Below are 23,140 nucleotides of genomic sequence, written 5' to 3'. Positions count from 1 at the left end.
CAATGTTTAATGCATTTCTAAAAAGGCCGGTACTCGCGATAGTACTATCACTCGTGATTATTTTCTTGGGGGTGCTGGCTATCAATACACTGCCTACCTCGCAGTTCCCGTCTATTGCACCACCTGTGGTAATGGTGTCTGCATCTTATCCGGGAGCCAGCGCAAAAACGCTCACTGAGTCTGTTATCATTCCTATAGAACAGGCTATCAACGGTGCGTGGGGTATGCGCTATATGTCATCCGATGCTACCAGTGCGGGTGAAGCTAACGTGCAGGTAATCTTTGAACCGGGTACGGATATCAACCAGGCACTGGTACAGGTATCCAACCGTGTGGAGCAGGTGCGAAACCGATTACCTGAACTCGTACAACGCGAAGGGGTAATTATCACACCGGTAATCCCAAGTATGTTGATGTATGTGAACTTGTATAGTACCGACAAGAATGCCAACATGAAATTCTTGTTCAACTATGCAGGGGTTACGATGATTCCTGAATTACAACGTATCAATGGTATTGGTCAGGCACGTATTCTTGGTAGCCGCCAATATGCGATGCGTGTGTGGCTGAATCCGGAACGTATGCGCGCCTATGCTATATCACCCGATGAAGTGATGGAAGCACTGGCCGATCAGAGTATCATTGGTAAGCCCGGTCGTATCGGTCGTGGTGACTCCAAGCGTGCCGAAGCGCTGGAATATGTATTGGCTTATTCCGACCGTTACAGCGATCCGAAAGAATATGAAAACGTCATCATCAAAGCGAACTCCAAAGGAGAATTGCTTCGTCTGAAAGACGTTGCTACTGTTAATCTGGGTAGCGAGTATTACGATATATATTCGAATATCAACGGTTATCCTTCTGCCGCTATCGTGCTCAAGCAAACCTATGGTAGTAACGCCAGCCAGGTAATTGAGAACGTGAAGAAAAAACTGGAAGCGTTGAAGAAAGACTTCCCTCCGGGGATGCAAATCGAAGTGAGCTATGATGTATCGCAGTTTTTGGATGCGTCAACAGAAAACGTAATTCACACATTAAGAGATGCCTTTATCCTGGTGGCATTGGTGGTGTTCATCTTCCTGGGTGACTGGAGATCTACATTGATTCCAACACTGGCTGTGCCTATCTCCCTTATCGGTGCTTTCATTTTCATGCAGGCATTCGGGCTCACGATGAACATGATCACACTGTTTGCCATTGTATTGGCGATTGGTATTGTGGTGGATGATGCGATTGTGGTGGTGGAAGCGGTGCACGCCAAAATGCACGAAGAGCATCTCACGCCTTATAAAGCCGTACAAAAAGTTTTGGGTGAAATCAGTGGTGCCGTTATTGCCATCACATTGTTGATGACTGCAGTGTTCGTGCCTATTGCTTTCATGTCTGGTCCGGTGGGTGTATTCTATCGTCAGTTCTCCATCACCATGGCCAGCTCTATCATTCTTTCCGGTCTCGTGGCGTTGACATTAACTCCTGTGCTTTGCGCGATGATCCTGAAGAATACGCATGGCCAGCCACGATCAAGAAATATATTTAACCGATTCATTGATAGCTTCAACAGCGGATTTGAAAAAGTAACAGATAAGTATGTGTGGGTGCTGAAGAAAATCGCACACCGCAGGTGGGTAACCATCGGGCTTTGGCTGGCTTTCAGTGCCGGTATTATTGCAGTTGCCAGCAACCTGCCTTCGGGTTTCATTCCAAGTGAAGACCAGGGTATGCTATATGCAATTGTGCAGACACCTCCCGGATCTACGCTGGAACGTACCAACGATATTTCACTTCAGCTTCAGAAACTGATTCAGAAAGTTGAAGGAGTTAAATCGGTATCATCCATTGCAGGATATGAAGTACTTACCGAAGGTCGTGGATCGAACGCGGCTACGTGTTTGATCAACTTAAAGCCTTGGTCAGAACGTGAACATACCGTACAGGAAATTACCCTGGAACTGGAAGAAATCTCCAAGCAACTCCCGGGTGCTACCATCGAATTTTTCGATCCTCCGGCAGTACCAGGTTTCGGTGCCGCAGGTGGTTTTGCGTTACAGCTTCTGGATAAAAATCCGGATGGTACGTACGATGATCTTGAAAGAGTGAAGAACGAATTTATGGAGCAACTGGAGAAGCGCAAAGAGCTCACCGGCTTGTTCACGTTCTTCAGTGCCAACTATCCTCAATATGAAATTGAGATCGACAATCAATTGGCGATGCAAAAGGGAGTATCTATTGGTAATGCCATGAACACACTCTCCATCTTTGTAGGTAGTACATACGAACTTGGTTTCATCAAGTATCAGCGTTTCTTCAAAGTGTTTGTGCAGGCTGCGCCTGAGTTCAGACAACTTCCTAAGGATGTATTGAATCTTTGGGTGAAGAACGATAAAGGTGAAATGGTGCCTTTCTCTGCCTTCATGAAAATCAAGAAGAAGCAGGGTGCTAACGAGATCAACCGCTTTAATATGTATAACACTGCAGCCATCAGAGGAGGTCCAGCACCTGGATACAGCTCTGGTGAAGCGATTGCTGCTGTAAAAGAAGTGGCTGCTAAAACATTACCTCGCGGATATGACATTGACTGGGCTGCACTTTCGTATGACGAAGTGAGACGTGGTAATGAAGCAGTTGTTATATTCCTCATCGTGTTGGCATTCGTATACCTGGTACTTGCTGCACAATATGAAAGCTTTATCATTCCATTGGCAGTTGTGCTTTCACTGCCGGCCGGGGTGTTCGGGTCATTCATGTTGATCAAGTCGATGGGACTCGCGAACGATATATATGCGCAGGTGGGGCTAGTCATGCTGGTCGGTCTGTTGGGTAAGAACGCGGTGTTGATCGTGGAATTCGCGATGCAGAAACACCATCAGGGCGCTACTGTATTGGAAGCTGCTATTGAAGGTGCCAAAGTTCGTTTCCGTCCTATCTTGATGACATCATTCGCTTTTATTGCTGGTTTGATTCCGCTGGTACTGGCGCATGGCGCGGGTGCTATAGGAAACCGTACCATTGGTTCGTCTGCACTCGGAGGTATGTTGTTCGGTACAATCTTCGGGGTAATTATAGTCCCTGGTCTATACTATATCTTCGGTAGACTTGCAGAAGGACGGAAGTTAATCAGAGATGAAGACGAAGATTCTCTGACTGAAAATCTGGTACATCAAATGGATAGTTTTCCCCAATCTAATGAGAGCGAAGACAATGCACACTAAAAGAATATCACGTGGATTGGTAACAGGCTTTATACTCTTGCTGGTATCAGCCTGTAGTTTACCACCTTCTTTGGTTCATCGAACAGAGAATAAAACTGTACCTGCGGGCTTTAACAACTCGCAGGCACAGGATACTACCAATACAGCCCGGTTGAAGTGGAAAGAATTTTTCACAGATCCGAACCTGATTGGTCTTATCGATACTGCCCTGAAAAACAATCAGGAGTATAATATCATCATGCAGGAGATCAACATTGCGCAGAACGAGATACGCGCAAGAAAAGGAGAGTACTTGCCCTTTCTTGGCGTAGGCGCTGCAGCAGGTGTTGAGAAAGTGGGTCGCTATACCCGCCCTGGTGCTGTTGAAGAAACAGATGAGATTGCTCCCGGAAGAAGATTCCCGGATCCATTAACCGACATTGCGTTCGGTGCCAATGCATCATGGGAAGTGGATATCTGGAAGAAATTGCGTAACGCCAAGAAGTCTGCCGTACATAGATATCTTTCCACTGTAGAAGGCAGAAACTTCATGGTCACTAACATGATCGCAGAGATCGCTACTTCGTATTACGAGTTGATGGCGCTTGATAATCAGTTGGAGATATTGAAGCGCAACATCGAGATTCAGCAAAATGCGTTGGAGATCGTAAAGCTGGAGAAGCAGGCTGCTAAAGTTACGGAGTTGGCTGTGCGCAGGTTCGAAGCAGAAGTGCTCAAGAACCAGAGCCGTCAGTTCTATATAGCACAGCAGATCATTGAAACAGAGAATAGAATTAACTTCCTGGTGGGAAGATTCCCGCAGCCAGTTGTCAGAAATTCTCAAACGTTCATCGATCTCGTGCCGGTTACTATACATTCAGGTATACCATCACAACTTTTGCAGAACCGTCCTGATATCAGACAAGCTGAGCAGGAACTGGCAGCATCAAAACTCGATGTTAAATCAGCAAGAGCGAACTTCTATCCGAACCTGAGAATTACGGCAGGTATAGGATACGATGCATTCAATGCGAATTTCCTGATGAGAACACCCGAGTCGCTGATATACTCTGCAGCAGGTGAACTGATGGCTCCGCTGATAAACCGGAATGCTATAAAGGCATACTACTATTCAGCTACCTCGAAACAGATTCAAAATGTATATAATTACGAACGTACTATTTTGAATGCACACATTGAAGTAGTGAACCAGTTGTCGAACATCAGCAACCTGGAGAACAGCTATAACCTGAAAACAAAACAGGTGGAAGCACTCACTCAATCTATCGATATATCTACACGCCTGTTCAAATCAGCACGTGCAGACTATATGGAAGTTCTGTTAACACAACGTGATGCATTGGAATCAAGATTTGATCTGGTTGAAACCAAAATGCAACAGTTGAATGCAGTGGTTAATGTATACCGCGCACTTGGTGGCGGTTGGTATTAAGAATTAATAACTGGCATATAAAGAAGCCCGCTGGTCGCATAATCAGCGGGCTTTTGCTTTTATAACCTGTTTGTTGATGACGAGGTAAAACAAGGAGCAAAAGTATTTCCGATTCACACAAACATGAGCTATCTATAGTTTCAATACAGAGAAGCCGGAACGTATACAGGTATAGTAAGCTTCAGACTTACGCATCAAACCTGTACGACTTGCCTGTAACCGCTCCGATGGTTGACAAACCGCAGACCATTCATTTTACAAGTGAAGGATACACCAGCGCTGGTTGGGTATAAGCGTTATTGTTACGGTGTTGCCCTAATAAACAGAAATGATTTTCTTTTTTGATAGAGAGGCACGGATAGTTTTATCCGTACCTATATATACTTTATTAACTCTTCACGAGCGTTTTATAGTGACTGGTGATAAACTTATCAATGGACTCCAGAAACGCTGCAAGCTCCATTTCATCCAAATCAATAATTACCTGGCTGTTGTTGGTCAGTGATACCTGAATTTTATGAAGCACTTTTTGATCTCTTACGAGCGTGAGGTGCTGTATATCTTTCAGACTGAAAGTTCCTGCTTCTTTATTGTTTTTGTATTCGATAGTATCATTCGTCAGCTTCAGAAAGTCATTGTAATTGTTTATTCCGGAGATGAATTTTATAACAACCGGTGCAAGGGTACACACGGCAGTCCACACAATGAAGCGAACTAGATTAACTTCAAACTTGAGATATACAATCGCGAAGAGAACAGGAATAGCGAAGTAGATAAGAAATTGTGTTTTTAATTTTGTTCTGTGATTTCTGAAGATCACGCCATCATTGGTGGTTTTAACTTTTACGGGGAATAAAAGCTCTTCCCAAAGAATCAATACCATAATAAGAACAGCTGTACTCACCAGGAACATGCCTAGGTATACATTGGTACCCTCCATCAGTTCACGCCACGACACATTGAAAATCTGTGTGGATAAAAAAAATGATAAAACAAAAATCAGTATTAAAAGCCCTATACTAAATTCCTTCGGATAGGTTGGTCGTATAATCTTTCCCATTTGCGCTGTTATATATTGTCAAAATAATTCAAGCGCGAGTATACTGAAAAAATAGCTTTTAAGAACAGCTTTTACGTTATATAACTGTTGTAAGTGGCTATTTATCAGTGGAATTGTGCCATTAGCAGGTAGAGAACACGTTGGAGGAGGACCTGATCTATATAGTCAGATCACTTTCGTAAATCTCCCGATTGTATTTGACATTATCCTGCCATAATTCAGGATTGTGCTTCAATATATATTTAAGCCCGAGTTCACGTCTTTCCGGTAACAATTCCTTCTTTGCCCTTGTGATAGATTTTTTCAGCTGAGGCAGAGTCAGATCAGTACAATATGCCGGACTTCCCGGCTGTTGTCTCCAGGAATCCTGCAGTGTTCCATAATCGAAAGAGTCAAATCCGCTATCATTAATCAACACAGAAACAAGATCTTTTGATCGCTGATCATCTCCTGCAACAGGCAGTGCTATCCGTGAGGAAGTGCCTTTCGCAGTACCAGCATTTACCAACGATCGATAAAATATATTGTTGTAGGCCTTTATAACAGGTCGCTGAAGTTGATTGGAAACCCAGACACTTTCAGGCATTCCATCTTCCATATCTTTAATAACACCATCACGGATAGGATAATAGTTGCCGATATCAACAATGGTTGTGTTGGTGAGTGTATTTTTAAAAAGGCCTCTAGGTAATTTCAGTATGGCTATCATCGGTATACTCACGATGATTACATCCACATCTATAACTACGTCTGATAGTGTAACCGGAGTAGCACCAGTCTCTAATGCTAAACTTTTAAGCTTGTCCGCCCCACTGGCATTTGTCATTTTTACCTGGTGACCTGCCCGGGTATATTGTCGTATCAATGTTCCGCCCATCTCACCGGCTCCAATAATTCCTATTTTCATTTTTGATAAAGTCATATTTCGTTTTTGCAGTCTTTAATATACACATATATACTAACGAGGACTATGTTATTCTTAGAGAAGAAACCACTGTGCGGATATGCGTGCGTATGGGGGTAAGATGGACTTCGTTACGGGGTTAATTTGGACAAATGTTGAAACGCTTTCAAAAATTTTAAAAAAAAGTCCGGAAAAAATTCGCGCAGTTAAATGACTGCGCGTATATTAGCAGTCAAATAGCTGCGCAATGGATTTACGAAGAGATGTATTTCAGGCCATCGCTGACCCTACCCGGAGAGCGATAATTACTTTGGTTGCCCTGCAGGCCATGACGCCCAGTGCAATAGCGGAAAAGTTTGATTCATCCAGACAAACTGTTTCCAAACATATACAAATACTTACCGAGTGTGAGTTACTGAAGCAAGAGCTGAAGGGAAGAGAAATATACTATCACTTTAACCCAAAGAAGATGAAAGAAATAGCAGACTTCATTGAGCCATTCCGGAATATGTGGGATGACCGGTTCAACAAACTGGAAAACATTATGAAAAAGTATAAACCCAAAAAATAAGAATATCATGGAGCGCAAAACAAAAGTTAGTGCCGAAGAAGGCAAACAGGAAATATTCATTACAAGAGAATTTGATTTACCACTGGAATTACTTTTTCAGGCATATACGGACCCGGAGATTGTTGAGCAATGGATGGGAACCAGCGTATTGAAGCTTGAAAGTAAAAAACATGGCAGTTACCAGTTTGTAACAACCGATCCGAAGGGAAACAAGCATGGGTTTAGCGGAACCATTCATGAGTTTATCCCGAATCGGAAAATCACCCGGACATTTGAAATGGAGAGCGCATCTTTTGATGCTCAACTGGAGTTTCTGGAATTTGAAAAACTTACAGACGATACCAGCAAACTCAGCATGCAGGTAGTATATAGATCAGTTGCTATCAGAGACCAGGTGCTGCAACTGCCTTTTGTGCAAGGTATAAATATGGCACATGCCCGATTACAAGACATCGTTAACAAATTAAAATAATATACTTATGACAAAGAGAAATAAGATTATCTATTGGATTGCTACTATCTGGCTTGCATTAGGCATGGTATCGACCGGAGTGGTGCAATTGCTCCAGGTAAAAGAAGAAGTTGATATGATGACGCACCTCGGCTATCCACTTTATTTTCTGATAATACTGGGCGTTTGGAAATTGTTGGGAGTTATAGCCGTGCTTATTCCTAAATTCCCTTTGCTGAAAGAGTGGGCTTATGCAGGTTTCTTTTTTGCTATGTCAGGCGCAGTGCTTTCTCACTTGGCCAGCGGGGATGGCGCCAAGGAATTTTTCGGTCCTACATTATTAATAGTGTTGACGATTATATCCTGGTACTTCAGGCCTGCGGATAGAAAAGTTATTTCCGTTAACTAACAAACAGAAAGTATGAACCCAAATCCTAAAGTAGATTCGTTTTTTAGTAAAGCTAAAAACTGGCAGAAAGAATTTGAAGCATTAAGAATGATTGTTCTTGATTGTGGGCTCACAGAAGAATTGAAGTGGGGACAGCCTTGCTATATATTTGAAAAGAAAAATATAGTATTGATCCACGGGTTTAAAGAATACTGCGCACTGCTGTTTTTCAAAGGCGCTTTGCTAAAAGATACCAAAGGTATATTGGTGCAGCAAACGGAGAATGTACAGGCGGCACGTCAGATCCGGTTTACCGATGTTCGTGAGATAGTAAAGCTGAAAGGCGCATTGAAGGCCTATATTTATGAAGCTGTTGAAGTGGAGGAAGCTGGCTTGAAAGTGGAGTTCAAAAAGACGAAGGAATTTACAATGCCCGAAGAGTTTCAACGTAAATTGGATAAGAGTCGTGCTCTGAGTAAAGCTTTTTATGCGCTCACCCCGGGACGGCAAAGAGGATACCTTCTTTACTTCTCACAAGCGAAGCAAGCCAAAACGCGCGAATCGAGAGTAGAGAAATATATACCGCAGATTCTCGAAGGCAAGGGGTTAGAAGATGAATAGCATATTATGTGCTATAAATATAAACGTGACGATTTTGTTCAACAGATATAGTATAAAAGTATGAAAAGCAATAAAAGGAAACTATCATCCGAAGAGCGCGAAGAACTGCTCCATATATTAAAAAGCCGCTTTGAGAAAAATATGAAGCGACATAAAGGTATTGAATGGAACAGGGTAGAAGAGAAACTGAATGCGAATCCTGATAAATTAGGGGCGCTTAGTGAAATGGAAATAACCGGTGGTGAACCGGATGTTGTTGGTTATGATAAGAAAACAGGCGAGTATATTTTTTACGATTGCTCCGCGGAGAGCCCCAAAGGACGTAGAAGTTTTTGTTATGATGATGAAGCGCTGCAGTCAAGGAAAGAACATAAGCCGAAGAACAGTGCTATAGAAATGGCGGCTGCTATAGGAATTACAATTTTAACAGAAGAACAATATAGGGAATTGCAGGAGCTTGGAGAGTTCGATACAAAAACATCGAGCTGGGTGCAAACTCCTGCAGGTATAAGAGAGTTAGGTGGCGCTATATTTTGTGATCGCCGTTACGACCATGTTTTCGTATATCACAACGGAGCAGAATCATACTATGCAGCCAGAGGTTTTCGTGGTGCACTTAGAGTTTAAGTCTCGCTATATATTCTGAGCTGAAGTGATTTTCAGTGCAAGGCTATATTCAGGCTTTTGATTTCCGGAGTTGCGTTGAAAGATGGTTCTCGAGTTTCGCCAGGTTCTCTTTCAGACCTTCTTCTGCCTTGTGAGCTTTTACTACGATCTCGCGCATCTCTGCTGTATCAAATACCATCGACCAGTCTACCTGTGTCTCTTCACCTTTTGATTCGAAAAGAACTGTAGTGATGAAATGAGGATTGAAGTGCTCGAACACAATTTTCTTAAAGGGTATAATTTCCTTAAATATACTTCTGTTCGGATAATTGGTTCCATCGGGTCCGTGCATCGTCAACGTCCATTCACCGCCTTCCTGGAAGTTCATCGTATGAATGGTATTGGTAAAACCATTGGGTCCCCACCAGTTGGCAATATGCTCCGGATTAGTCCATACTTCCCACATAAGATCAATCGGAGCCTTGAATGATCTCGTCATGCGAATTTCTCTGCTTTCCTTTTTTTCCATATTCATGAACGTTTATTTTTTTGAAGCTTTTCCAGATACAGATCCAGACGATCGAAGCGTTGTTCCCAGATTTTTAATAGTTGATCCAGCCATAGATCAATCTCTTTCATTCGTTCAATTTTGATCTGATAGTATATTTCCCGGCCTTGCTGGTTTGATTCCACCAAACCACATTCGGTTAGTATTTGTATATGTTTGGAGATGGTAGACCGGGCTCCGTCAAAGTGATCGGCAATGGCGCCAGCGGTAATGGTTTGTGATGCTAAAAGAACCAGTATAGATCTTCTGGTAGGATCGGCAATTGCCTGAAAAATGTCTCGTCTTAATATCATAATGTCGCCATTTGACGACAAATATAACATGACGTCATTTAACGACATAATTATTTATCCAATTTTAACGCACTCTGCTTGGTCGAATTATTGTTACTCGCTCTTGATAGAATCGATCGGATTTGCCAGGGCTGCTTTTATTGATCGGAAACTGACTGCAAAGACTGCCAGCACCGCGGATGAGAGTACAGAAGAGACCAGTATATCAATCGGCATACTAATTCTGTAAGCAAAATCATTGAGCCAATGATCCAGGAAATAGTAAGAGGCAGGCAGGGCGATTATCGCGGCTATAAATACCAATAGTATAAACTCTCCTGATAGCATAGCTGTGATCTTTGATATGGAAGCTCCTAAAATTTTTCGTATTCCTATTTCTTTCGTCCGGGCTTCGGCCATCAATGAAATAATTCCGTATAGTCCGAGGCAAGCAAGAACAATGGACAATCCGCAGAAGATAAAGCCCAGTTGAGCAAGCCTTTCATCCTGACGATACATTTGGTCAACATGCTCATCCAGGATAATATAGTCGAATGGAAGATGAGGAGCTATGGACTTCCAGTCTGATTCGAGAGAGGAGATAGTATTATTCAAATCGCCCGGTGTTACCCGTATATATAAGTATTCGATTTTTGATTTGGGCACCAGCATGATCAATGGAGCAATGGCTGAATGAAGACTTGTGAAATGAAAATCTTTCACGACTCCGATCACTTCTCCCGTTTGATTGTAAGAGGTGAGTCTTTTACCAATCACATCCTTTTTATCCCAGCCAAGCATTTTTACCGCAGCCTCGTTCAGTATAAACGAACTGCTGTCGGTAAACGGCTCAGTGAACGTTCTTCCCATCGTCAGTTCTATACCCATCGTCTCTATAAAATTAGGATACATGCGAAACATACTTAGCATGTGAGGGGCTTCTGTACTTCCCGCTTCTTCAACATCCGTAACTCCCTGCTGACCATCGAAGAGATCTCTGCTTGCAGAAACACCCACAACATTTGTATTTCCGGAAAGTTTATTTTTCAATGGCGAATAGAGCTTTCGCATTTGCTCGTCAGGAACGTGAAGTACTATAATTCCCTCTTTGTTATACCCAAGATCCTTTGACCGGATAAAATCCATTTGTCTTTTGATGCTCAGGCTACCGGCAATTAACACAGCTGTTACAAAGAACTGGAAAACTATAATTGCTTTCTTAACCGACACCTTACCACTTCGCGAATGAAAAGCGTTTGTAGCTTTCAGCGCCAATTGCGGTTTCAACCCTGATAAGAAAATGGCAGGATATATACCCCCCAGGCAGCCAGTGAAGAGAACAATTACAATATATAGCGGAAGCCAGGTAAGATGTGTGACGATCGTTAACGACAAGCTGCTGTTAATAAGATTTTCGAGTTTTGTGATACCTACCTGAAGAATGATTATACCCAGCAACAGGCTGATGGCTGCGGTAAATATCGATTCGAAAATAAATTGCGAAAAGATTCTCCATCGACTTGATCCCAATGATCGCTTGATGCCTGTTTCTTTTACCCGGTAGGTAGAAAGTGCCGTGGATATAGTAGCAAAGTTAAAACATGCTATACCCATAATGAGAACAGCGGTGGCAGCAAGACCTATAGTATAGGTATAATCTCCTTTGGCAGATATACCATCGCGTTCAAGAATGTTGCGTGATTGCAGATATACATCTTTTATCGGTTGCAGTTGATAGTTGACTTTCGAGGCATCCTCCTGTGACCTATACTTTCTGATAAATGCCGGAAATTTTTGTTCTATACTTGCTGCGTTTGATCCTTCACGTAACCGGATATAGGTTGGAAAGGATGTCCAGGCCCAGCTTGAAAGACTGACCGGAACGCCTTTGGGTGGTGTAAATGTTTCGAAGGAGACCAGTATATCAAAATCAATATGCGATTTGCCAGTGGGAAGCGTTACGCCACTGACTTGCACGAGTTTATTATCTACTTTGATTGTTTTATTTACAGGGTCCTGATCACCGAAGTATTTCCTGGCAAATGCTGTTGTTATAACCGCGGTATTTATTTCTTTCAACACAGTGTTGGGATTTCCTTGTGCGAGAGGAAAAGTCAGCACTTTAAAAAAATTAGAGTCGGCATAGAATACTTTTGTTTCATGAAATTTCTGTTCACCGATTTCGATCAGCACATCATCGGCATGCCGCAATCGCACGGCTGCTTCAACTTCCGGTATATCTGCCATGAGGGTAGGAGCAAGTAGAGGTGTCGCTGCAGCCTGTACTTGTATTCCGGTTGGCGTTTGTGTTACTGTATTGAGGCGATAAACATTGTCGGGAAGACGATGAAATGTATCGTACGAGAATTCACCCGATACAAAATGAAGGATAGCAATAGAAGAAGCAAACCCCAGTGCCAATCCTCCTATGTTGATCAATGAATACGTTTTAAATTTCCGTGCATGACGCAAGGCGATTCGTAAGCTGGTCAAAATCATGTATACTATATTTATCAATTCAAAATATGCCAGTCATTGATCTTTAGTGTATAACTGATTCAGATGAAGAACTGGCAACTGGAATTACCGAAGAATAGCGCACATCTCTAAATATTTCTAGGGAAAATGCAGGGAGGAAATTTAAGTAGCAGTTCAGCGCAATTTCCGGATCACATCAGCCGATACCCAATAGATATCTCTCCGGCTTGCATAAAAGAGATATTTACCATCCGGACTAACATAAGGACAGAAATCATCGGTTTCTGTATTGATAGTATCGCCAAGGCTCTTTGATGGCGTCCAGGTTCCGTCTTCATTTCGAAAGCTCACATGGAGATCGCCATTGCCCAATCCTTCCGGGTGGTTAGCGGAAAATACTATATACGATTCATCAGGCGCTATAAATACATCTGCTTCGTAGAACGATGTATTTACTCCGGCACCAAGTTTATTTGACGGCTGAAATTCTCCGTCTTTCATCTCAGAGGAATAGATGTCATAATTATACTTTCCGGTATTGTCTTGCCGGTTGGATGAGAAGTACATTTTACCGGTCTTTGTAAATGAGATATAATATTCATTCTTGTCGGAGTTGATATTCGTCCCTGCATTTATAGGTTCCGACCATTTTCCGGTTTGGCGTTCTATATACCAGATGTCGTAATCTTTTTTAGGACCGGTTCCGTTCAGTGGTCGGTCAGAAATAAAGAATAACTTTTTATTGTCAGGCGTCAGAAAAGGATCATTGCAACTATATATATCATGGAAAAGAATTTTAGCCGGTTGACTCCATTTTCCATTTTCAAATTTCATCATCCGGGTTTCTGTCTTGCCATTAATTTCCACACTATAGAAAAATTCATTTCGGTTAGTGGAGAAGACAGCACCAAATTCAAACTCATTTTCGGTTGAGATCTTTCCGGGGGCAAAAATCCTGGGAGTTAAGCCGGGAGGAACTTCATCAAAATATTTAGGATCAGATGATTGTGCATAAGCCAATCTTATGCCGATCAAAAAGGCTGCTAACAGAGTGTACCCATTCATAACTATAAATTTAGTTGAATGTACTATGCTGGTTCGATAAAAACAAGATTGCCGGGTTTCGAGATATACCGCCAATCCATAGCAGTAACTTTTAATCAACAACTGTTATTTCGAACAAAAGTGATCGCAGATGAACAACAACGTTACTTCACCACCTCGCTAACTAAAATGATCGGAGCTATATTTGTATAATTCGCGAAGTCGGCTCTTATAGCATCTCTGTTCGGAGCAACGGCTGCCTGATATTCTTCAAGGTTCTTTACATAGAAAGTTCCGATAGCCATATAGGGCAAGGGTTGGTTAGGGATACCGCTGGCAATTCCTTTTTCAATAGTATATTTTACGAGGTTGGAGCCAAGATAACCGGCAACCATCGGCATGTGCTTCGTTTCATAATACTCCATGTTGAAGGTCTTGCCTTCTGCAAATGGGTACATGACCGATATTTTGATCAATCCTTTTTCAGCAACGGCCGAATTGTGATCTTTAGGTTTATGTTTTTCCTGACCAAATGCAGCAACGCTTGCGGTCAGAACCACGAGCAAGGTTATGAGTTTGAAATTCATTTGTATTTTTTTAGTTGTGAAATTTTATCTCTTCCAGTCGGCCAATACATACACACCGGTTATCAAATATAGCTCGATAAACACAAGGAACATGGGCTTGAGCAGATTTGATGAAAAAACTTTTACCAATTTTTAGGAATGTGGAAATGACAGACGCATCAATCTTTCGAGTGATTGGCTTCTATAAACTTCGAAGGAGACAATTCGTATTGCTTCCTGAACTCCCTGCTAAAATACTTCCGGTCATTGAATCCAACGGCAAACGCTACATCGGCCACGGTCATCGTGGATTGCTTAAAGAGTTCTGCGGCTTTTTTCAAACGCATCTCTTTGATAAGGTCTGCCACGGAATAATTTGTCAGTGCCTGCACTTTTTTATACAGAACAGAGCGGCTCATCCCGATTTCGTTCACCAGCACATCAACATCAAATTCGGGATCTTCCATTTTCGAATCGATTATGGTCATGAGTTTTACAATGAACTTCTCTTCAGGTGAGTTTGAAGTTAAAACCTTACCGGTAGACTCAAGCACCATCTGCTGCGAAAACTTCTCGCGCATGATCTCCATGGCAGTGAGAAGATTCTTTATAGTAAGTTCAAGTATCCTCGTATTGAACGGCTTTGATATATAGGCGTCTGCACCACAGGCCAAGCCTTCTACCTGATGCCATACTGATGAACGTGCTGTAAGCAGTATAACCGGGATATGGTTTGTATTTTCAGATGACTTTACCGACTTGCATAAAGTAAGTCCGTCTGTATCCGGCATCATAATATCGCTGATGATTAAATCGGGTATGTCGCGTTCCATAGCAGAGAGTGCATCCGATCCGTTTGTAAATTCAATGATGTCATACATCGGTCTTAAGGTGTCCGCTATAAATTGTCGTACATCATCGTTGTCCTCTGCAATCAGTATAGTCGGTTTACCTTTCGTTCTTGAACTGAATTGCAACGCATCATTCGGTGCTGAGTCATAATTAGGATCAGTGTCTTCAGGTTCTTCTGAATAGGTTGATCTCGAAATAATCTGTGCCTGATCAAGATGATCTTTCCCTTTCCTTAGCGATACGGTAAATGTTGTGCTTCCCGGAGTTTCATCAGTCCATGTATTGCTCGTGAAATGCAACGTTCCTTTATGAAGCTCAACGATGATCTTCGAGAACGCGAGCCCGACTCCGCTTCCAATACTTTGTCTACCCGAATCATCGGCCTGAAAGAAATTCTTGAACAAGTGCTCCTGGTGAATTTTGCTGATGCCTTTACCGTTATCCACTACATTAATATATACCCATTCATCGTTGCTTTCCATATGAAGGGCAATCCTTCGATTGCTGGGTGTGAACTTGAATGCATTTGAAAGAAGATTGAAGATCACCTTTTCAAGTTGATTAGGATCGATATATACCAGTATCGATTCATCATTACTGAAAAACTCATACGTAATTTTCTTGTCGTGGGCCAGCCCCTCGAAGTAGTCAAAGATCTTCTTGCAAAAGGGAACGATGTCGTATGGAGAGAAATATAGCTTCATGTGTCCCTCTTCCGCTTTTCGAAAGTCCATTAGTTCGCTTACGAGCTTCATCAGCAACAAGGCGTTCTTTCTCACCAGTTGAAGTTGCTTCGTAATGATTCGCTCATTGGAATAACTGTCAATCAGTTTTTCAACGGGGCCGAGAATAAGCGTGAGCGGTGTTCGGATCTCATGTGAGATGTGCGTAAAGAAATCCATCTTCAATTGATGCAACTCGCGTTGGCGTTCGTTCTGAAGATGTTCCATCTGAAGATCGGCACGCATGCGTCTGCGATATTCCCAAAATCTGAGAACCGCTATAATCATAACTATAGCCAGCGAAACATAAACAGCATAAGCCCACCAGGTGCGCCACCAGGGGGGCAGCACAATTAAATTCACTTCCCTGATCTGGTCGCTCCATAGCTGATTATCGTTGGATGCCTTGATCTGAAAGCTATAGCTCCCGGGAGGAAGATTGGTAAAGCTTACCAGTCTCTGATTTCCGATTTGCTGCCACGCATCATTACCGCGTAGCCCTACAAGTTTGATGGCATATTCACTCTTTTGCGGATTGATATAATTCAATGCCGCGAATTTGAAACTGACAAGACCGTGATTAAAGTTGACAGTCATCTTATCAACACGTGTCGGTGATTTTTCTATGGGCGATTTGCTTCCGATGGGAAGTGGTTTATTGTCTACCAGTATTTCTGTCAATGCAATCGTAGCGGGATTTGTGTTGGTAAGTATTTTATCGGGAGAGAAAATGGATAGTCCGTTCATTCCGGCAAATGCCAACTCTTTAGATTGCAGTGTAAGTCCGCAAGCATTGGAGAACTGGTTGCCCGATAATCCATCGGATAGTTTGTATCGTGTAAACTGTAAATCATGTTGATCGAATGGAATACTGAATTTGCTGAACGATAATTTTACGATTCCCTGGTCAGTACTAAACCATAAGTTCTCATCCTTGTCTTCGGTAATTGCGTGAATGAAGTTATCGGGAAGTCCCAACACATCGGTAACGACATGAAATTGTTTCGATTTGTTGTCAAAGTAATTAAGGCCGCTTTCAGTGCCCACCCACATTCGTTGCTTTGAGTCGAGAAAGAATGCTGTTATGTGATTATGACTTATCTCGCCTGGTGCTTCTTTACCTTTCCTATATTTATTCGTGAATGTTTTCTTTTGAATGTTGTAATATGAAATGCCGTTTTGCGTGCCCACCCAAAGTGTATTATCAGAATCCTTTATCAGCGCAGTAACAAAATTATCGGCAAGCAATTCAACGTTGCCTTCATTTAAGTATGATAGAAGCGTCTGACCATTGCGAAAGAATTTTAGTCCGCCACCATTCGTACCAAGCCACACGCCATCGTCATCCGGTAATATAGCGTGGATTATTTTTTCTCCCAGTCTTCCGCGGCCAGGTATATCAAAGTGTACCATCTTTCCGGACGTCTTTTGCAGGAGACTCAATCCTTCGAGGGTGCCGATCCACAGATTCTCTTTATCGACAGCAAGCGACTTCACGCCATTTGTAATTCTTCCAATAAGCGGAGCCTTTACAGGGTAATGTATATAAGAATCTGTTTGTCGATTGATATGAGTCAATCCACCACCGGATGTACCTACCCATAGCGAACCATCCGAATCTTCTACCAGTGCGTTGACCAGCGGATGTAAAAGACCCTTTGTACCAATAGCTTCACCTATATTGGTAAAGTTTGAGTTACCCTGATAAAAGAAATCAATGCCACCCGAGAAAGTGCCTACCCACACACACGAAGCGCGATCTTTCATCAGGCTTCGTACTATGTTATCGCTGAGTGTATTGCTGTTGGTTGCATCGTGTTGATACGTGGTAAATATATCGCTTCTGATGTTCAGCTGACTAATACCATTCTGTGTTGCAATCCACAAGGTATTGTCGTCATAGACCAGTATATCTTTGACCCAATCAGACATCAGGCAATTGGAGCAGTCTTCACTGAATGCGTATGACTTGATTTCATTTCTTTCTTGGTCGTAGCGAAAGACACCGGAGTTTTCGGTGCCGAACCACAGGTTGCCGTTGGCTGTCTGGCGTATCACAACAATCCTTATGTTCTGACTTAACCTGCTGGCCTTGATGGTATCGGGCATGTCAACCATCTTTCTTGATACCGGATCAAATTTGTGCAGCCCACTCTTCGATCCAACCCACAGGCTCTTCTGGCGATCTATATATAGGGAGTATATAGGCTCCTTGCCAATCGAAAGAGCTTCTGTCAATGAAGCTTCTTCAAGCACCTTCGTGACTTTATTCAATCTCTTCAGTCCACCGGAAGTCCCGATCCAAAGATTCCTCTGACTATCTTCAGCTATACATGAAATGTAATTTGTTCCTCCTTTGATCGGACGGATGTCAATAGATTCAAATGTTTCGAGATCACGGTTAAGGCGATTCAATCCATTGCTGGTGCCAATCCAAATGGTATGCTCACTGTCCATGAAGACAGTATTCAAGCGATCGTTACTAAGGCTCGTGGAGTCAGACAGACGGTGTCGGAATGTCTTGAACTCATATCCATCATAACGTGTAAGACCTTTGTAATTGCCGAACCAGATGAAACCCTGATCGTCTTGAAGAAACCCGGTGATTGGACTTTGTACAAGACCATCGCGATAGGAGATATGCTTAAAGTTCACAACTCCGGGCTGCGCGTATAGCTTGCCACTGTTCATCCAGAATATGAACAGAATAAATATAGGGGAGTATTTATTCCAGATCCGCTTCACAGTAATTGCCAGTGTCAGGCGTATACGTATATAAATTTATCGAAAGTAAAAGACATGTTTCTCCTGACCTGCAACATTCACGGATTGAGGTCATGCATGCTTACCTAAAATTAGGGCTTTCTGATTTTCAAAACTCGAGGCATCAGAATTCAGGACGTTTTTCACCCCTTTTCAATATAATTTTTGCCCCTGTCTTCAGCACATCAGTTCAATCTTTACACATCAGAAAAAATTGTTAAACCCCTTAATTCTACGCTTATGAGTTATCAAACAAATTTGACTGCGCAGTCTATTGAGTCTATGAAAAAAGGCTTCAGGATTCACCTCATTGTTTTTCTGCTGGGTACTCCCGCCATCTGGCTGATCTGGTATCTGACCAGCACTACATATCCGTGGCCTCTATGGTCAACTCCGGCATGGGCGATCGGTGTATTGTTCCACTACCTGGGCGTGTTTGTTTTCAGGAAGAACAAAAACAATTAATACAACAGCATGATGGCATCACAATCACAAACATTCAGACGCATCGTGACGGGTCATGATGCAAATGGAAATGCTGTTATCACTTCCAATGCGCCACCCACCAGAACGCAGCTTGTTGGCGGACCTGGCGGACCAACGTTCATCGAAGTATGGCATACTTCTGAATCACCGGCATTGATCTACGATCAACCACTCGAGGATAATGAGAATGGATTAGTGCTGGCACCACCTCAAAGCGGAACACGTATCCGGGTTATTGATTTTCCTCCGGAAGGAGAAGAGATAAGAAGATTAAGCGGAGCCGATGCTGCAGAAAAATTTAAAGCGATGGGCGGTGAACACGCATCAACATCAAAGGCTGGTGCTCCACATCCGCTCATGCATAAGACCAAGACAGTTGATTACGGTATTGTACTCGAGGGCGAGATCACACTGGTGCTGGATAAAGGTGAGACAACGATCTCACAGGGCGACATTGTAATACAGAATGGTACCAACCATGCCTGGGCCAATCGCTCCGGGAAATTATGTCGTATGGCCTTTGTGCTCATCGATGGACAATTCATAAAACCAGTTTCCTAATCATCGAGATATATACTAATCACCATTGTCGTATGCGTATCAACCCTATAAAGCCGGAAAAGCTTAATGCTGAACTGCGCCTTGTTCATGATGGCATTGCAGCACTTGTAGGTGGAAGCCAGCGCCAGGTAACCATGACTGATAAAGATGGCGCGTTGATTGGTCCATTCCCGCCCATGTTGCATTACCCGCAGTTTGGTGTGCCTGCACTGACTTTTATACGCTCGCTGGATAACCACGCGAAGCTCGATAAGAAAGTACGTGAAGTGGCCATCTTAACAGTAGGCGCTTCTTTCGGTGCACGCTTCGAGCTCTATGCACATGAAATTATGGGAGCGGCCTTTGGATTATCGCTGGCCAGTATTGCAACGCTTGCTGCCGGTGGTCGCCCCGAAGGGTTAAGTGATCAGGAAGCAATTGCCCACGACATCGCGCGCACATTGGTACGAGGTCATATAGTTTCTGATGCTACTTACCATTACGCTATTCAGATTCTTGGAAGAGATGAGGTTGCCGAGTTATACTTCCTCATTGGTGGCTATAGCCTCCTCGCTATGATCCTGAATGGATTTGATGTGCTGCCACCGGACAATTCATAAACTGATGAGTTCACACCCTGACTAATTATTTCAAATATATACCCAACAAACATTACTATTTATGATTAACGAGTACACGCTTATGTCGTTGATATCGGCAGTTTTTGCCATGTCACTGTTTTCATCCACTGAGAAAAATGACGCCAGTGCAAAAGCAAATACCTATGTGTTAGTACATGGTGCATGGCAGGCACCCTATGTCTGGGATGCTGTTCGTGATGACCTGGAGAAGAAAGGTCAAAAGGTAATTATTGTTGAACTGCCCGGACACGGAAAAGATCAGACACCAACGCACACGCTTAGTCTGGATGTTTATCGCGACAAGGTCATTGAATCGATGTCAGGTGTAGAAGGTAAAGTTATACTGGTTGGACATAGCATGGGGGGAATGGTTATTACGCATGTAGCAGAGAATGCCCCCGGTAAAATCAGTAAACTTGTTTACGTTGGTGCATTCCTTCCAGCGAGTGGCCAGGCACTTACTGATCTGGCTTACTCTGATCCTGACTCTAAATTGGGACCTAACCTTGTACCTTCTGCAGATCAGTTAACACTCGATGTAAAGAAGGAACAACTCACCAGTCTGTTTATCAACGATGGCACCGAAGCCGTGAAGAATCTGGTGGTTACCAATTATCGTGCAGAGCCTGCTATTCCCTTTACCAATAAAGTAACATTGACCAAAGAGAATTTTGGAGCAGTTGATAAAGTATATATCAAGACGCTGCAGGATGTAGTGATCTCACCCGGGTTGCAAGGTCGTATGATTGCCGCAGCGGGAATCAAAACGGTTCTCGAAGTGAACACAAGTCACTCGCCTTTTCTTGCTCAGCCACACAAGCTGTCGGAGCTCTTATTGAAGGTTGCAAAATAGGAAACATGAAAATCCAATCATCTGTATGGACCACGATCATGATATCGTTGGTACTGACACTATGCTTTGTGAATGCTTTTGATATGTATGCGACATCAGTTGCTGCGCAATCCAATGCTCAGGATGTATACGTTGTCATTACCCGATATGAAATTCATCCTCACGTTAAAGGACAGGTTGGTAAAGCGCTCAGTACTTATGTGCAACAGGCGCTTGCCGATGAGAACAATATTATGGCAGAGGTTTTCCAGGAAGAGGAACAGACCTCCGTGTTATGGGTGCTGGAGCGCTGGAATAGCCAGGTCAACTACAACGAGTTCTCCCAACGCGCTCAGGTGAGGGAGACGATGAGGTTGACAAAGACCGCGTTTGGCGAGTCGGTAAAAGTATATTACCTGAAAGACCTTGCGCCACTTTCAAAGACTGCGTGGCGCAGGGCTCCTGCTAAAGATGATACGCCCATTGTGATTATGCTTTTTGTAGATAGCAAACCTGGCACCGAGGCAACCTTCATGCAGGTATATGATATAGCGATGCCAAAATTCAGAAGCGAACCGGGCGTCATCACGTATGGGCTATCGCAATCTCTGGATGATGTGACTCAATTTGTTACTTATGAAAAATTCAGAAATGAAGATGCCTTTAAATACCATCTGAATTTTCCTCCTATACAACCTGTGCTCGACTATCTGAACACGAGCATTAAGAAGCCGCCCTTCCAGGCTGGTTTGCATCGACTCGTTCCGCTAAATGTCTCTGCGGATGAACACCACTAGTAGTTATTGATCAGATCAAAAAATGAAACCAATGAAAACAATAAATCAATTTATCCTGACGGGTATAGTTGCTCTCTTTACTTTATTTCAAACACAAGCGCAGGTGAAAGTAAAAGCAACAACAGTAAATGATCACGAGCTGAAAGTATTGAATCAATTAGGTTCTCCGGCCGTGGTAGTAAACATGCCTGTTTCTCAATTGCTCAATGCTCCTGGCAACGAGGCATTGCGTTCTTTCTTTTTTACTCCGATAAAGGATTCAACTATATTGAAAGGAAAGAAGATCGCTGTTATCGCTGCCGATGGCTTTGAAGAAATAGAACTGCTTGGTCCGGTTTGGTATTTCAGACAACTCGGTGCAAAAGTAGATATCGTAGCACCGAAGTTTGTACCCGCTCCTGAACGCTATGGACTGCAGTATCCTGAAATGTCTAAAACACATATCATGGCGATTCAGTACTTACAACCTGTGGGCTGGATCAAATTCGATCGTACAGCAGACCAGATCAAAGTGAACGACTATGATGCAGTGTTTATACCGGGTGGTGCATGGAATCCCGATAACCTCCGGTTCGACAAAGATGTAATCAGGTTCATTCAGGATTTCAACAAGTCAGGTAAACTGATCGCAGCGATCTGTCATGCGCCAGTAGTGTTGGCCTCAGCTGATATTCTGAAAGGAAGAAAACTCACAGGCTATTGGAACATTCAGGTTGATCTGAAGAATGCGGGTGGCACGGTGCTGGAACAAGCGGTGGTTGTTGATGGAAACCTGATCACCAGCAGACACCCGATTGATGTGTCTGATTTTTCAAGAGCTGTTGAAAACTGGTTGATAGCTAGGCGTTAGAAAATTTCTATTAACGAATTACGGAATTGAATATCGAACAAGAAATATCGATTAACGAATGTTGAAGTAAAAAGTCCGGATGACGGAAAGCCTGAAAGCAATTTCTACTTGCGTTTAACAGATAATCAATAAGTATACGGCTGAAAGAAACAGATCTATACCAATGATTAAGGAGACATGAAAGCATTAATTATCGGAGCAACAGGAGCAACGGGTAAAGATCTTATCAATGTTTTGCTCGAGAACAAAGACTATACGGAAGTAGTTGCCTTCGTTCGTAAATCCTTGAATATAGAGCACCCTAAACTCTCTGTTGTTGTAACCAATTTTAACAATCTGCAAGAGGTGTCATCAATGATTAACGGTGACATTCTCTTCTCCTGTCTGGGCACAACGTTGAAAACAGCGGGCTCCAAAGACCGGCAATGGGAGATTGATTTTCAGATCCCGGCAAGATTTGCAGAGATTGCCAAACGAAACGGAGTGC

The 23,140-nt window shown here is 42.9% G+C and carries 22 protein-coding genes; 14 read left to right on the top strand and 8 right to left on the bottom strand.

Going from position 1 to position 23,140, the window contains the following annotated elements:
• The first annotated feature begins 2 nt into the window (after positions 1-2).
• Both VIN08_RS21285 and VIN08_RS21280 read left to right on the top strand, forming a co-directional pair.
• Entirely contained in the window at positions 3-3,209 is a 3,207-nt protein-coding gene (locus VIN08_RS21285; RefSeq protein WP_331969464.1) for an efflux RND transporter permease subunit, read from the top strand.
• Positions 3,199-4,641, top strand: coding sequence for a TolC family protein (locus VIN08_RS21280; RefSeq protein WP_331969462.1), 1,443 nt, complete (start codon positions 3,199-3,201; stop codon positions 4,639-4,641). Before VIN08_RS21285 ends, VIN08_RS21280 begins: the two co-directional genes overlap by 11 nt.
• Positions 4,642-5,029: 388 nt before the next feature.
• Here VIN08_RS21280 and VIN08_RS21275 read toward each other — a convergent pair whose 3' ends face one another.
• Entirely contained in the window at positions 5,030-5,701 is a 672-nt protein-coding gene (locus VIN08_RS21275) for a heavy metal transporter (protein ID WP_331969459.1), read from the bottom strand.
• A 157-nt stretch (positions 5,702-5,858) separates the two neighbouring features.
• Positions 5,859-6,608 carry an NADPH-dependent F420 reductase gene (locus VIN08_RS21270; RefSeq protein WP_331969456.1) on the bottom strand — a complete coding sequence of 250 codons (750 nt, stop codon included), beginning with the start codon at positions 6,606-6,608 and terminating at the stop codon, positions 5,859-5,861.
• Between the two features lie 244 nt (positions 6,609-6,852).
• On the opposite strand from VIN08_RS21270, the gene VIN08_RS21265 reads away from it, so the two are divergent.
• The 5 genes from VIN08_RS21265 to VIN08_RS21245 are packed head-to-tail and all read left to right on the top strand — an operon-like array spanning position 6,853 to position 9,263.
• Positions 6,853-7,176 (top strand): metalloregulator ArsR/SmtB family transcription factor, encoded by a 324-nt coding sequence (locus VIN08_RS21265; RefSeq protein WP_331969453.1) that lies wholly within the window; start codon positions 6,853-6,855, stop codon positions 7,174-7,176.
• 7 nt (positions 7,177-7,183) lie between these two features.
• Positions 7,184-7,648: an SRPBCC domain-containing protein gene (locus VIN08_RS21260; protein WP_331969451.1), complete on the top strand. Its 465-nt coding sequence runs from the start codon at positions 7,184-7,186 to the stop codon at positions 7,646-7,648.
• Positions 7,649-7,655: 7 nt separating this feature from the next.
• Positions 7,656-8,036 (top strand): DoxX family protein, encoded by a 381-nt coding sequence (locus tag VIN08_RS21255; protein ID WP_331969449.1) that lies wholly within the window; start codon positions 7,656-7,658, stop codon positions 8,034-8,036.
• 12 nt (positions 8,037-8,048) lie between these two features.
• Complete coding sequence (locus VIN08_RS21250) at positions 8,049-8,636, top strand: YdeI/OmpD-associated family protein (RefSeq protein ID WP_331969447.1); 588 nt, start codon at positions 8,049-8,051, stop codon at positions 8,634-8,636.
• Positions 8,637-8,696: 60 nt separating this feature from the next.
• Entirely contained in the window at positions 8,697-9,263 is a 567-nt protein-coding gene (locus VIN08_RS21245) for a DUF4256 domain-containing protein (protein WP_331969445.1), read from the top strand.
• A gap of 49 nt (positions 9,264-9,312) precedes the next feature.
• Here the strand turns inward: VIN08_RS21245 and VIN08_RS21240 are convergent, their stop codons facing one another.
• From VIN08_RS21240 to VIN08_RS21215, 6 genes are all read right to left on the bottom strand, one after another.
• Positions 9,313-9,777, bottom strand: a complete 465-nt coding sequence (locus VIN08_RS21240) for an SRPBCC family protein (RefSeq protein ID WP_331969443.1) — start codon at positions 9,775-9,777, stop codon at positions 9,313-9,315.
• Positions 9,774-10,103, bottom strand: a complete 330-nt coding sequence (locus VIN08_RS21235) for a metalloregulator ArsR/SmtB family transcription factor (protein ID WP_331969441.1) — start codon at positions 10,101-10,103, stop codon at positions 9,774-9,776. Before VIN08_RS21235 ends, VIN08_RS21240 begins: the two co-directional genes overlap by 4 nt.
• A 93-nt stretch (positions 10,104-10,196) precedes the next feature.
• Positions 10,197-12,581, bottom strand: a complete 2,385-nt coding sequence (locus tag VIN08_RS21230; protein WP_331969439.1) for an ABC transporter permease — start codon at positions 12,579-12,581, stop codon at positions 10,197-10,199.
• Between the two features lie 153 nt (positions 12,582-12,734).
• Positions 12,735-13,625 (bottom strand): hypothetical protein, encoded by an 891-nt coding sequence (locus VIN08_RS21225; protein ID WP_331969437.1) that lies wholly within the window; start codon positions 13,623-13,625, stop codon positions 12,735-12,737.
• A gap of 143 nt (positions 13,626-13,768) precedes the next feature.
• The gene (locus VIN08_RS21220) at positions 13,769-14,191 is read right to left on the bottom strand and encodes an EthD family reductase (RefSeq protein ID WP_331969435.1); all 423 of its coding nucleotides are present in this window, start codon (positions 14,189-14,191) and stop codon (positions 13,769-13,771) included.
• Positions 14,192-14,349: 158 nt separating this feature from the next.
• A complete protein-coding gene (locus VIN08_RS21215; protein WP_331969433.1) occupies positions 14,350-18,489 on the bottom strand; it encodes a hybrid sensor histidine kinase/response regulator transcription factor in 4,140 nt (1,379 codons plus the stop codon).
• A 258-nt stretch (positions 18,490-18,747) separates the two neighbouring features.
• Between VIN08_RS21215 and VIN08_RS21210 the strand changes: the two genes are divergently transcribed.
• The 7 genes from VIN08_RS21210 to VIN08_RS21180 form a co-directional block, all read left to right on the top strand.
• The gene (locus tag VIN08_RS21210; RefSeq protein ID WP_331969431.1) at positions 18,748-18,972 is read left to right on the top strand and encodes a 2TM domain-containing protein; all 225 of its coding nucleotides are present in this window, start codon (positions 18,748-18,750) and stop codon (positions 18,970-18,972) included.
• A 9-nt stretch (positions 18,973-18,981) separates the two neighbouring features.
• Positions 18,982-19,554: a cupin domain-containing protein gene (locus tag VIN08_RS21205; RefSeq protein ID WP_331969429.1), complete on the top strand. Its 573-nt coding sequence runs from the start codon at positions 18,982-18,984 to the stop codon at positions 19,552-19,554.
• A 32-nt stretch (positions 19,555-19,586) separates the two neighbouring features.
• On the top strand, positions 19,587-20,153 hold the full coding sequence (locus VIN08_RS21200) for a hypothetical protein (RefSeq protein WP_331969427.1): 567 nt from the start codon (positions 19,587-19,589) through the stop codon (positions 20,151-20,153).
• 61 nt (positions 20,154-20,214) lie between these two features.
• The gene (locus VIN08_RS21195; RefSeq protein WP_331969425.1) at positions 20,215-21,027 is read left to right on the top strand and encodes an alpha/beta fold hydrolase; all 813 of its coding nucleotides are present in this window, start codon (positions 20,215-20,217) and stop codon (positions 21,025-21,027) included.
• A 5-nt stretch (positions 21,028-21,032) separates the two neighbouring features.
• Positions 21,033-21,803 (top strand): putative quinol monooxygenase, encoded by a 771-nt coding sequence (locus tag VIN08_RS21190; protein ID WP_331969423.1) that lies wholly within the window; start codon positions 21,033-21,035, stop codon positions 21,801-21,803.
• 31 nt (positions 21,804-21,834) lie between these two features.
• Positions 21,835-22,653 carry a type 1 glutamine amidotransferase domain-containing protein gene (locus VIN08_RS21185; RefSeq protein ID WP_331969421.1) on the top strand — a complete coding sequence of 273 codons (819 nt, stop codon included), beginning with the start codon at positions 21,835-21,837 and terminating at the stop codon, positions 22,651-22,653.
• Between the two features lie 177 nt (positions 22,654-22,830).
• The coding region (locus VIN08_RS21180; protein WP_331969419.1) for an NAD(P)H-binding protein at positions 22,831-23,140 on the top strand (310 nt) is incomplete at its 3' end.

It is taken from the genome of Ohtaekwangia sp., from assembly GCF_036568665.1.
GTDB lineage: Bacteria > Bacteroidota > Bacteroidia > Cytophagales > Cyclobacteriaceae > Ohtaekwangia.
Note: the sequence above shows the minus strand (reverse complement) of the source record. Positions and strands in the feature narration are given on the sequence as shown.

What these genes read in the sequence shown, in the direction of transcription:
- VIN08_RS21190 (WP_331969423.1), top strand. Translation starts at nt 21,033, where the DNA reads ATGAAAATCCAATCATCTGTATGGACCACGATCATGATATCGTTGGTA.
- VIN08_RS21220 (WP_331969435.1), bottom strand. Translation starts at nt 14,191, where the DNA reads ATGAATTTCAAACTCATAACCTTGCTCGTGGTTCTGACCGCAAGCGTT.
- VIN08_RS21270 (WP_331969456.1), bottom strand. Translation starts at nt 6,608, where the DNA reads ATGAAAATAGGAATTATTGGAGCCGGTGAGATGGGCGGAACATTGATA.
- VIN08_RS21285 (WP_331969464.1), top strand. Translation starts at nt 3, where the DNA reads ATGTTTAATGCATTTCTAAAAAGGCCGGTACTCGCGATAGTACTATCA.
- VIN08_RS21275 (WP_331969459.1), bottom strand. Translation starts at nt 5,701, where the DNA reads ATGGGAAAGATTATACGACCAACCTATCCGAAGGAATTTAGTATAGGG.
- VIN08_RS21235 (WP_331969441.1), bottom strand. Translation starts at nt 10,103, where the DNA reads ATGATATTAAGACGAGACATTTTTCAGGCAATTGCCGATCCTACCAGA.
- VIN08_RS21195 (WP_331969425.1), top strand. Translation starts at nt 20,215, where the DNA reads ATGATTAACGAGTACACGCTTATGTCGTTGATATCGGCAGTTTTTGCC.
- VIN08_RS21240 (WP_331969443.1), bottom strand. Translation starts at nt 9,777, where the DNA reads ATGAATATGGAAAAAAAGGAAAGCAGAGAAATTCGCATGACGAGATCA.
- VIN08_RS21185 (WP_331969421.1), top strand. Translation starts at nt 21,835, where the DNA reads ATGAAAACAATAAATCAATTTATCCTGACGGGTATAGTTGCTCTCTTT.
- VIN08_RS21265 (WP_331969453.1), top strand. Translation starts at nt 6,853, where the DNA reads ATGGATTTACGAAGAGATGTATTTCAGGCCATCGCTGACCCTACCCGG.
- VIN08_RS21245 (WP_331969445.1), top strand. Translation starts at nt 8,697, where the DNA reads ATGAAAAGCAATAAAAGGAAACTATCATCCGAAGAGCGCGAAGAACTG.
- VIN08_RS21205 (WP_331969429.1), top strand. Translation starts at nt 18,982, where the DNA reads ATGATGGCATCACAATCACAAACATTCAGACGCATCGTGACGGGTCAT.
- VIN08_RS21200 (WP_331969427.1), top strand. Translation starts at nt 19,587, where the DNA reads ATGCGTATCAACCCTATAAAGCCGGAAAAGCTTAATGCTGAACTGCGC.
- VIN08_RS21225 (WP_331969437.1), bottom strand. Translation starts at nt 13,625, where the DNA reads ATGAATGGGTACACTCTGTTAGCAGCCTTTTTGATCGGCATAAGATTG.
- VIN08_RS21230 (WP_331969439.1), bottom strand. Translation starts at nt 12,581, where the DNA reads ATGATTTTGACCAGCTTACGAATCGCCTTGCGTCATGCACGGAAATTT.
- VIN08_RS21260 (WP_331969451.1), top strand. Translation starts at nt 7,184, where the DNA reads ATGGAGCGCAAAACAAAAGTTAGTGCCGAAGAAGGCAAACAGGAAATA.
- VIN08_RS21250 (WP_331969447.1), top strand. Translation starts at nt 8,049, where the DNA reads ATGAACCCAAATCCTAAAGTAGATTCGTTTTTTAGTAAAGCTAAAAAC.
- VIN08_RS21280 (WP_331969462.1), top strand. Translation starts at nt 3,199, where the DNA reads ATGCACACTAAAAGAATATCACGTGGATTGGTAACAGGCTTTATACTC.
- VIN08_RS21255 (WP_331969449.1), top strand. Translation starts at nt 7,656, where the DNA reads ATGACAAAGAGAAATAAGATTATCTATTGGATTGCTACTATCTGGCTT.
- VIN08_RS21210 (WP_331969431.1), top strand. Translation starts at nt 18,748, where the DNA reads ATGAGTTATCAAACAAATTTGACTGCGCAGTCTATTGAGTCTATGAAA.